8 protein-coding genes and 2 pseudogenes are annotated in these 8,169 nt (G+C 68.4%); 4 read left to right on the top strand and 6 right to left on the bottom strand.

Annotation, left to right across the window (positions count from 1 at the left end; genetic code table 11):
* Nucleotides 1–45: 45 nt before the first annotated feature.
* Both greA and ACFWEP_RS27420 read right to left on the bottom strand, forming a co-directional pair.
* A complete protein-coding gene (greA, locus tag ACFWEP_RS27425) occupies nt 46–543 on the bottom strand; it encodes a transcription elongation factor GreA (protein WP_387373862.1) in 498 nt (165 codons plus the stop codon).
* Nucleotides 544–738: 195 nt separating this feature from the next.
* Complete coding sequence (locus tag ACFWEP_RS27420) at nt 739–1,152, bottom strand: DUF4307 domain-containing protein (RefSeq protein ID WP_387373860.1); 414 nt, start codon at nt 1,150–1,152, stop codon at nt 739–741.
* A 97-nt stretch (nt 1,153–1,249) separates the two neighbouring features.
* Between ACFWEP_RS27420 and mca the strand changes: the two genes are divergently transcribed.
* The 3 genes from mca to ACFWEP_RS27405 all read left to right on the top strand — a co-directional run bounded on the left by mca (nt 1,250) and on the right by ACFWEP_RS27405 (nt 3,148).
* Nucleotides 1,250–2,131, top strand: a complete 882-nt coding sequence (gene mca, locus ACFWEP_RS27415) for a mycothiol conjugate amidase Mca (protein ID WP_387373859.1) — start codon at nt 1,250–1,252, stop codon at nt 2,129–2,131.
* Nucleotide 2,132: 1 nt separating this feature from the next.
* Complete coding sequence (locus tag ACFWEP_RS27410; RefSeq protein WP_387373857.1) at nt 2,133–2,375, top strand: hypothetical protein; 243 nt, start codon at nt 2,133–2,135, stop codon at nt 2,373–2,375.
* Between the two features lie 188 nt (nt 2,376–2,563).
* Nucleotides 2,564–3,148 (top strand): hypothetical protein, encoded by a 585-nt coding sequence (locus ACFWEP_RS27405; protein WP_387373856.1) that lies wholly within the window; start codon nt 2,564–2,566, stop codon nt 3,146–3,148.
* A 15-nt stretch (nt 3,149–3,163) separates the two neighbouring features.
* Here the strand turns inward: ACFWEP_RS27405 and ACFWEP_RS27400 are convergent.
* The 4 genes and pseudogenes from ACFWEP_RS27400 to ACFWEP_RS27385 all read right to left on the bottom strand — a co-directional run.
* A pseudogene (locus ACFWEP_RS27400) lies at nt 3,164–3,361 on the bottom strand (Uma2 family endonuclease); the annotation flags it as partial.
* 436 nt (nt 3,362–3,797) lie between these two features.
* On the bottom strand, nt 3,798–4,226 hold the full coding sequence (locus ACFWEP_RS27395) for a hypothetical protein (protein ID WP_387373854.1): 429 nt from the start codon (nt 4,224–4,226) through the stop codon (nt 3,798–3,800).
* A gap of 73 nt (nt 4,227–4,299) precedes the next feature.
* Nucleotides 4,300–4,830, bottom strand: coding sequence for a hypothetical protein (locus ACFWEP_RS27390; protein WP_387373852.1), 531 nt, complete (start codon nt 4,828–4,830; stop codon nt 4,300–4,302).
* Between the two features lie 242 nt (nt 4,831–5,072).
* Nucleotides 5,073–5,252: a hypothetical protein gene (locus ACFWEP_RS27385; RefSeq protein ID WP_387373850.1), complete on the bottom strand. Its 180-nt coding sequence runs from the start codon at nt 5,250–5,252 to the stop codon at nt 5,073–5,075.
* A gap of 764 nt (nt 5,253–6,016) precedes the next feature.
* Here ACFWEP_RS27385 and ACFWEP_RS27380 point away from each other — a divergent pair.
* Nucleotides 6,017–8,100: pseudogene (locus ACFWEP_RS27380) on the top strand (thioredoxin domain-containing protein).
* Nucleotides 8,101–8,169: the final 69 nt, after the last annotated feature.

The following is an 8,169-nucleotide window of genomic DNA, read 5'->3' as shown; positions in this document are numbered from 1 at the left end:
CTCCTCGGGAGTCCGCCGACCGGGGCTCTTCGCGTCGCGGGTGGCTCAGCCGGTGTAGGGCTTGGCCGAGAGGATCTTCACCGCGGCCTTCTTGCCGTTGGGCAGCTCGTACTCGGCGTCGTCGCCCGTGCGCTTGCCGTTGACGCCCCTGCCGAGCGGCGACTGCGGCGAGTACGTCTCGATCTCCGTGCTCGCGTACTCGCGGGAGGCGAGCAGGAAGGTCACGGTGTCGTCCGGGTCGCCGTCGAAGGCGATCGTCACGACCATGCCGGGCTCGACCACACCGTCGTCGGCCGGCGCCTCGCCGACCTTCGCGTGCTCCAGGAGCTGGGTGAGCTGGCGCACCCGGAGCTCCATCTTGCCCTGCTCCTCCTTGGCCGCGTGGTACCCGCCGTTCTCGCGGAGGTCGCCCTCCTCACGGGCCGCCGCGATCTTTACGGAGATCTCCGTGCGCGCGGGACCAGACAGGTACTCCAGCTCGGCCTTGAGCTGGTTGTACGCCTCCTGCGTGAGCCAGGTGACGTTTTCGCTGGTCTGGGTCACAGGTGCTCCTCGTCGGTACTGGGAATACAAAGCATCGCCCTACCCCGAGCTTGTTCCCTCACGAGTGGGCGAAACCACGAGCCTAACAATTTCCCGGGCAAAGGGGGAGAAGGTTACCCGGTGCCGATGGAGGCGTGGCGGACAGTGCGGGTGGCGCACCGGGCCGGGCCGTCCGCCGCGGGTGGGCCTCCGGGCTCAGCCCGCCGAGCCGCCGCCGGTGCAGCCCAGCAGCTCCACCGCACTGGCCCGGGACGTCGTCCGCAGCGCCACGACCTCGTCGACGCGGCCCCCGGGCTGGTCGAACCGGAAATCCTTGCGGGCGACCTCGCCGCCCTCCGCGTCCAGGGCGCGCACCGTGCAGAAGCCGCCGGAGTCCTTGTCCTTGTGCACTTCGAGATGGGCTTCGGCCCGCTCGTCGGAGACGATCTTGGACTTGATCAGCTCGGCGCTGATCTCCGTACCGGCGACCTTGTCCACACCGATCCAGACGATCACGCCGATCAGCGCCGCACCCAGCACCGCACCGATCACCCGGAGCTTGCGGTCCGCGTTCTCGTCCTGGCTCCGGCCGTACCGGCCCTCGGGCGTGGCCTCGCGCAGCGCCGTCATGATCGTTCCTCCTGTGCGGGGAATCGCGGAATTTTCCACCTCCCCGTTCGGTCACTATAGGAGTTGCCCATCGTGACGAATAACTGAGGACCGAGTCTTGACCGAGCAGCTGCGCCTGATGGCCGTCCACGCCCACCCCGACGACGAGTCGAGCAAGGGCGCCGCCACCATGGCCAAGTACGTCTCCGAGGGGATGGACGTCATGGTCGTCACCTGCACCGGTGGCGAACGTGGTTCCATCCTCAACCCCCGTCTCCAGGGAGACGCGTACATCGAGGAGAACATCCACGAGGTACGCAGGAAGGAGATGGACGAGGCCCGCGCGATTCTCGGCGTCCAGCAGGAGTGGCTCGGCTTCGTCGACTCCGGCCTCCCCGAGGGCGACCCGCTGCCCCCGCTTCCCGAGGGCTGCTTCGCGCTGGAGGGTGAGGAGAGTGCCGCCGGGCGCCTCGTCGCCAAGATCCGCGCGTTCCGCCCGCAGGTCGTCACCACGTACGACGAGAACGGCGGCTACCCGCACCCCGACCACATCATGACCCACAAGATCACGATGATCGCGTTCGACGGTGCGAACGACAAGGAGCGCTTCCCCGAGGACGAGTTCGGTCCCGTCTGGGAGCCGCGGAAGCTCTACTACAACCAGGGATTCAACAAGCCCCGCACGGTCGCCCTGCACGAGGCGCTCCTGGCGCGCGGCCTGGAGTCCCCGTACGGCGACTGGCTGAAGCGCTGGGACGAGATGAAGCACACCGAGCGCACCCTGACCACGCACATCCCGTGCGCGGACTTCTTCGAGGTGCGCGACCGGGCGCTCATCGCGCACGCCACGCAGATCGACCCCGAGGGCGGTTGGTTCCGCGTCCCGATGGACGTCCAGAAGGAGGTCTGGCCGACCGAGGAGTACGAGCTCGTGAAGTCCAGTGTCGATACCTCCCTCCCCGAGAGCGATCTCTTCGCGGGCATCCGCGACAATGCCTGATATGTACTCCACCCAGGCACTGACGCATCTCGTCCCGCTGGCCGCCGACGAGCTCGACAAGAACAAGGTGACCCCCGGCGTCCTCGGCTTCATCGTCTTCGCCGCGCTCGCCGTCGGCGTGTGGCTGCTGATGAAGTCCATGAACCGCCACATGGGCCGGGTGAACTTCGAGGAAGCCCCGGAGGACACCGAGGCGCCCGCGCCCGCCGGGACCGGTGCCTCCGCCGGAGCCCGCGCCGAGTAGCACCCCGGGGCGCAGTCCGTCCTTCGGGCCCCTCGGCCGGTGTCCCGACCCGCCCCGCGCCACGCACGGTCGGCGCGGGGCGTGGAGTCGTGCCCCCGCCATCCGCGGATACCCCTAGGGGAATCCTCCCGGATCGGCCAGGGGCGTCCCCGATGGGCCGGGAGCCGGCCGACTGCGAGTCTGCTCGTATGACTTCGACCCTCACGGGCGGCCGCTACGCGCCCGCCCTCGTCGCCCCGCTCCTGCTGGTGCTGTACGGCGTCCTGCGCCTCGTCGACGGGCTGGACGGGAAACACGGGCCCGGACTCGCCTGGAACCTCGGACACACCCTGTTCTTCGCCGGCTTCTTACTCTTCGGCGTGGTGACGTTCGGGCTGCGGCGGATCGCCGTCGCCGCCACCCCCGGCAGGCATCAGGTCGCGAACGTGGCCACGGCGGTCAGCCTGTTCGGTATCGCCTGTTTCCTCTGGGTGATCCTCGGCGACCTGTTCGCGGTCCTGGACGACGCGGCGCCGCTGCCGGAACAGCTGGAGCTCGCGGGCCCGCTCGCCTTCCAGCTCGGCTGGCTCGTCCTCCTGACTCTGCCGACGGCCGCCACGCCTCGTGCGTTGCCGGTGTGGAGCCCTCTGCTCGTGCTCGCGGGCTTCCTTCTCTTCTCGGTCGACCTCGACCTGCTCCCGGTCGGCGGACTGCTCCTGACCGCCGGACTTCTCCCGGTGGCCCGCCCCCGTCGGCAACCGGTCGACGTACCTGTCTCGTCGAGGCGGCCGTGATCGCTCGTACCGTCGGAGGCCACCGAGGTCGACAGCGACGGAGAAGGGCGCGGCGGCCCTGATCGCGCCGGTGGACACTTCGCCGTCCCGGTAGGACTTGGTGGCGGGGTCGGGAACGTAGGTGTGGACGATCGGGACCCCGGCGGCGGCCTGTCCGACCCGCCAGTGGAAGGGGATGCCGGCCTTGGCGTACTGGGCGACCTCCACGATCCGGGTCGCAGGTCCGGCGCTGCTCGGCTCTGCGTCTTGTCCGCATGCTGCCGGTGTGGGTGCGCCGCGGCCCCGTGGGGCAGCCCCGCCACTCGACCTCTTCCGCCCCCGGTGAGCCCGTCCCCCGACGTCACATCTTCGCCCTGCTCCACCACTTCAAACGCCGCACCGAACTTCACGAAGCCTTCGTCTCCCTCGCCTGCAGCTTCACGTGCTGGAGACGACTCAAGAAGACCCGAGGGTGTCGCGTGACGAGCTGTGAGGGCTGTCCCGCACCCACCAGGGATTTCGGGACAGCCCTTGGTGGCGCCCAGCCCCTGGAGGGCCCGATTTCGACACCAGAGTGGGCGATATGAAATCGGGTCAGGATCGGCAACCGGCAGCGATGAGGACGCGACGGGGCGAGGGCAATCCTTGAGGCGCACGATCGCTCGTCAGTTCACCAATCGTCGCCCACATCAAAGTTGGCAGCAATGGGCTTGCCGTGGTGCGCGAACACTACGACAAGATAACCGCCGGAAGCGGTCAGCCCGGCGTAGAGCACTTCCGCCAATTTCGAACTTTCGACGTCCTCGAACCGGGAGATCGCGGTGAGCGAGGCGGGCACATGACCAAGAACCCCGTCCTCCTCGATCGGGCCCACGTAGAGAGAAACGCTCAGTTCGTCATTTTGGAGGCTGTAGCTGAATCCGGATCTGCCTGGCATGGTCGTCCCGGAACCGAAAGATGCCCCCAAGATGTCAAGGATATTCATCCACAGGTTGTCGCCGAATTTTTTGGCACTGAAATCGACTTCCGAAATCGGGCCGATCTGGATTTCGAAATCATTTTTATAGCCATCGTACGGTGAAAAATCGAGATCCGTCATTGGGAATTTTCTCCAGACTTCCGCTGGGGGCAGGGGGCGCGCCCGAAAAACTAGGCGGCGCCCCCTGTGCAGGTCAATCCTTCAAGGATTTGTCGATCACCCAATCCTTGCCTATGACCACGATCCGCTCCAAGGTCTCATAGGAAGAGTAGTGGTTGGTTATGGATTCTGCGTCACCCTGGCTCATCCCGCTCGGCCGCAGATCCACGTATACAACTTCCACCTGCTGATCCCTGTCCGCGTGCTTTATGTGTTTTTTGAGCCTTTCCCTGCTAGTGCTCGACTGCACCTTGAACTCGGCCCGCTTGTCATCCACCCAGGCGTCACCCGCGTGCGGTGGGTGCTGATCGTCGTTCCGTGACATCACCTCATGCCCCATGATCGCCAACGTCAGGGCGAGCTGAAACTCCTCCGGTTTGTCGAAGCCGAAATGACTGGCGCCACTCTTGAGATTCTTCCGCTTCCAGGACTCGTCGATACGGTCCATGACTTTTTCCGCCTCCTCGCGGTCCATGCCGCCCGTCAGCCTGTCCTTGAGGTCGTCGCCGAGGTTGGCGGCACCGCAGCCGTCCCTCGCGCCGCGATGGCACATGTCCTCCGCCATTTCCTCGAACATTTCACGAACGACCAGGTCTCCGTCACTCTGAACTCGGCGTCCAGAACGTGTTTGCCTTTCAGCTTGTCCGGAGCGAACTCGAAGTACATGCGATTCACATAGCCGTTGCCGCAGTAGTAGGCAGTGCCGCCGATCACGGCGGAGCCGCACTTACCCACACTCATGCCTTTCGTGCCGCCCGAGAAGTTGTACAAGACGTCACCATCGGAGGACAGCACTGTCCTCTCGGACTAGTTCAGCTCCACCGAGGGATCGAGGTAAAGAGGAAGCTCGGTCTCGGTGGTATCGGTGAGAAGGTCGGCATCGGGGACGACACGGACAGATTCCTCATCGAGGACGACGTCCATCACCGCAGACTCGTCGCCAGCGCGGGGACCGTCGAGCGGATTCTCCTCCGTGAGACCGGTCACCGGAACGGGCTCTGATCCCGTGGCAGATTGTTCCGAACCCAGTGTTCGTAGACCGGTGTTCTGGGGTGACGGGTCCTCATCGGCGACGGTGTCACCCGCCGAATTCCACATCCGGGCGCTCGGCGAGCGGAAAGCGACCTGGCCGTTACCGTCCCTTGGAGGCAGAGTCGGTCCGGCACCGGCCTCGGCCCCAGCGACCGCTCCGGCGCGACCAGAGCCCACAACTCATCGTCCACGATCCACGGTCGGGTACCCACACCCTCACGATCGGCCGAATCGTCACACCGGTATCGGCCTACCAGGACGAGTCAGCGAGATCGTGTTACGAGCTCTCAGGGATCCGGATGAAGGCGCGGTTCAGAGGCAACGGGGCTGACATGGCGGAAGGTTGGACGCATTCGTCTACGAGAGCAGCCTGTTCCGTGCGAGCGCCATCACAGGGGCGTCGTACCTGGGGGAGCGGGCGCCTGCCGGGATCCTCCGGGCGGTCCGGATGAGCTGGCGACCATCTCGTTCGTGATGGCGTGCACCCGGCGGGACAGTCCTCTCGCGCAACCACAAGGGGGGAACGCAACCTGTGTTGGCCTCACATCCCTTCCGAGGCAGTTCCCCCACGGCACCCCACAGGAGGACGCCGGGCGCATTCCCGGACGTCGCCGGGAGGTGTTGGTGTGGGGGCACACGGAGAAGGCGCACGCAGGCGATGCCGCGCCCGCAGCGCGGATGGCCGTCCGCCCCGGGGCGGACCGTGCAACGATGGCGGCATGAACAGACTGGCTCACGCACAGTCGCCCTACCTACTCCAGCACGCCTCCAATCCAGTGGACTGGTGGCCATGGGGAGAGGAGGCGATGACGGAAGCTAAGCGGCGGGACGTGCCCATTCTCTTGAGTGTGGGCTATGCGTCCTGCCACTTATGCTTCCGCTGATTCACTGGTGCCACGTCATGGCACACGAGTCCTTCGAGGACGAGACGCTCGCCGCCTACCTCAACGCGCACTTCGTGGCGGTGAAGGTGGACCGGGAGGAGCGACCGGACGTCGACGCCGTGTACATGGAGGCGGTGCAGGCGGCGACCGGGCAGGGCGGCTGGCCGATGACCGTGTTCCTGACGGCTGACGCCGAACCCTTCTACTTCGGTACGTACTTCCCGCCCGAACCCCGGCACGGCATGGCGTCCTTCCGGCAGGTGCTGGAGGGCGTGTCCGCCGCGTGGACCGACCGGCGCGGGGAGGTCGCCGAGGTCGCCGGGCACATCGTGGCCGACCTGGCCAAACGGTCGCTGGCGCACGGCGGGCAGGGCGTGCCGGACGAGTCGGACCTGGGGCGGGCGCTGCTGGGGCTGACCCGGGACTACGACGACACGCACGGCGGGTTCGGCGGTGCGCCGAAGTTCCCGCCGTCGATGGCGATCGAGTTCCTGCTCCGCCACCACGCCCGTACCGGCTCCGAGGGCGCCCTGCAGATGGCCGCGGACAGCTGCGCGGCGATGGCCATGGGCGGCATCTACGACCAGCTCGGCGGCGGGTTCGCCCGGTACGCGGTGGACCGGGAGTGGACGGTGCCGCACTTCGAGAAGATGCTCTACGACAACGCGCTGCTCTGCCGCGTGTACGCGCACCTGTGGCGGTCGACCGGGTCGGACCTGGCCCGCCGGGTGGCGCTGGAGACGGCCGACTTCCTGGTCCGCGAACTGCGGACCGCCGAGGGGGGCTTCGCCTCCGCGCTGGACGCCGACAGCGAGGACGCCGAGGGCAGGCACGTGGAGGGCGCGTTCTACGTATGGACGCCCGCCCAGCTGACCGAGGTGCTCGGCGAGGAGGACGGGGCGTTCGCCGCCGCCCGCTTCGGGGTGACCGAGGAGGGCACCTTCGAGGAGGGTTCCTCGGTGCTCAGGCTCGACGCGGGTACGGCGGGGGCGCAGGCGGACGAGGACACCCCCGACCCTGACGCCGACGCCGACCCCGACCCCGACGCCGGGCGGATCGCCTCCGTGCGGGCCCGGTTGCTGGCCGCCCGTGAGCTGCGGCCCCGTCCGGGGCGGGACGACAAGGTGGTCGCCGCCTGGAACGGCCTGGCCGTCGCGGCGCTGGCCGAGACGGGCGCGTACTTCGACCGGCCCGACCTGGTGGAGCGGGCCACGGAGGCCGCCGACCTCCTGGTGCGCGTCCACCTGGGCGAGAACGGCCGGCTCTGCCGGACCTCCATGGAGGGGCGGGCCGGTGGGAACAGCGGGGTGCTGGAGGACTACGCGGACGTCTCCGAGGGGTTCCTCGCACTGGCCTCGGTGACCGGCGAGGGGGTCTGGCTGGAGTTCGCCGGGCTGCTGCTCGACGTGGTGCTGACCCGGTTCGCGGGGGAGGGCGGGCAGCTCTACGACACCGCGGACGACGCGGAGAAGCTGATCCGCCGCCCGCAGGACCCCACCGACAACGCCACCCCGTCCGGCTGGACGGCGGCGGCCGCGGCGCTCCTGTCGTACGCGGCGCACACCGGTTCCGAGCCGCACCGCACGGCGGCCGAGGGCGCGCTCGGGGTGGTGAAGGCGCTCGGGCCGCGCGCGCCCCGGTTCGTGGGGTGGGGGCTGGCCGCCGCGGAGGCGCTGCTCGACGGGCCCCGAGAGGTGGCGGTGGCCGGGCCGGTCGGCGGTGAGCTGCACCGGACGGCGCTGCTGGGACGGGCGCCGGGCGCGGTCGTCGCGGTGGGGGAGCCGGACGGCGGGGAGTTCCCGCTGCTGGTGGACCGGGCGCTGGTGGGCGGCGAGCCGACCGCGTACGTCTGCCGCCACTTCGTCTGCGAGACCCCGACCACCGACGTGGAGGAGCTGAGCCGGAGGCTGGGCGGCTGAGACTCCCGGCGCGGTCGTGACGGGGCCCCGTCCCCCGCCGGCCGGGCCCGCGGCCGGTTCACCGAACTG

It is taken from the genome of Streptomyces sp. NPDC060198, assembly GCF_042728415.1.
In the GTDB taxonomy this organism is placed as follows: Bacteria; Actinomycetota; Actinomycetes; order Streptomycetales; family Streptomycetaceae; genus Streptomyces.
Note: the sequence above shows the minus strand (reverse complement) of the source record. Positions and strands in the feature narration are given on the sequence as shown.